This window comes from Glycomyces sp. NPDC021274, assembly GCF_040641195.1.
Lineage (GTDB): Bacteria > Actinomycetota > Actinomycetes > Mycobacteriales > Micromonosporaceae > Glycomyces.
In genome coordinates this window covers 1-1043 of sequence record NZ_JBFADC010000137.1, presented here as the reverse complement: position 1 = coordinate 1043, position 1043 = coordinate 1, and the positions used below count along the sequence as shown (strand labels likewise).

2 pseudogenes are annotated in these 1043 nt (G+C 72.5%); both read right to left on the bottom strand.

Annotation, left to right across the window (positions count from 1 at the left end):
* A pseudogene (locus AB0I03_RS27155) lies at nucleotides 1–497 on the bottom strand (hypothetical protein); the annotation flags it as partial.
* Nucleotides 494–1043: pseudogene (locus AB0I03_RS27150) on the bottom strand (hypothetical protein); the annotation flags it as partial. The pseudogenes AB0I03_RS27150 and AB0I03_RS27155, both read right to left, overlap by 4 nt.

Sequence of the window (1043 nt, the reverse complement as noted above, 5' to 3'; positions counted from 1 at the left end):
CGACGGGCCGGGCAGCCCGTTCTCGGAGGTACCTGTCCGTGTCGCACCGTGCCGCCGGCCCGGTCGACCGTGGCGAGCGTGCCGCCGGCGGAGGGCGCCCGGAGGAGCAGGGCCGCGAGCCGGGTGACGGTCGCGCGCAAGGCCGGACCGAGCTGCTGCCAGAGCGCGTGGCTGCGTGCGGCCCCCACGGAATCGTTCCCGGACAGCTCCTCGGACGACAGCTCGGCGGAGTCCACATTCCTGCTGAGGAACCAAGCCAGGCACCGCGGGCAGCCGCCGTCGCGCTCGTGTGCCAGGTCGTAGACCAGGACGTGGACGCTGCCGCACCAGAACAACACCGCCAGGCCGCGCCCCGACCCGCTTCCGTCGGCGTGTACCCGGGTGGGGTCGGTCAGCGGCCCCAGGAGCACCTCCGCCGGCTCCGGTGCGCCGGCGTCGGCAGACAGGGCGGAGATCAGGTCGGCAGCCGGTGGGGTGGCCTGCTGCTGGGCACTCATATGACCTCCACCAGTCGGACCTTGCCGCGCGCGAAGGGAACCGCTCGCGGGGTGACCTCGGCACACTCCGGTCGGGCGATGTGCCGCCACACCTCGGGCCAGGTGAGGAAGTGCGGGTTGAGCGGAACCAGGGCGCCGTCGTCGTTGACCAGCCTGAGCAGCGCCATGGAGACCGCTTCCGCGTAACAGACGCCCGCGCCCTGCACGACCGGCTGGCCGGCGGTACGACCGGTGACCCGGTGGATGCCGTTCGGCAGCCGGGTACCGGTCCACTCCCATGGCTCCCCACCGCGGCTGCGGACGACCGTCCGCTGGATGTACCGGCTGAATCCGGCGCACTCGCCGTGCCCCAGGTCGTCGTCGGACAGGTGCACCCAGGCGGAAGGGTCCGGAGGCTGTGCCATCGACCACTTCAGCAGGGCGCGGTAGACCGCCTCGTCCAGCGACCATCCGGCGCCCACCGCGGGTGGCGCGAACATCTCCAGTGCGTTGAGCGCCGCCTGATAGATCGCTTCCCGGGGCGACAAGGTGGCGGTGGTGAGCTCA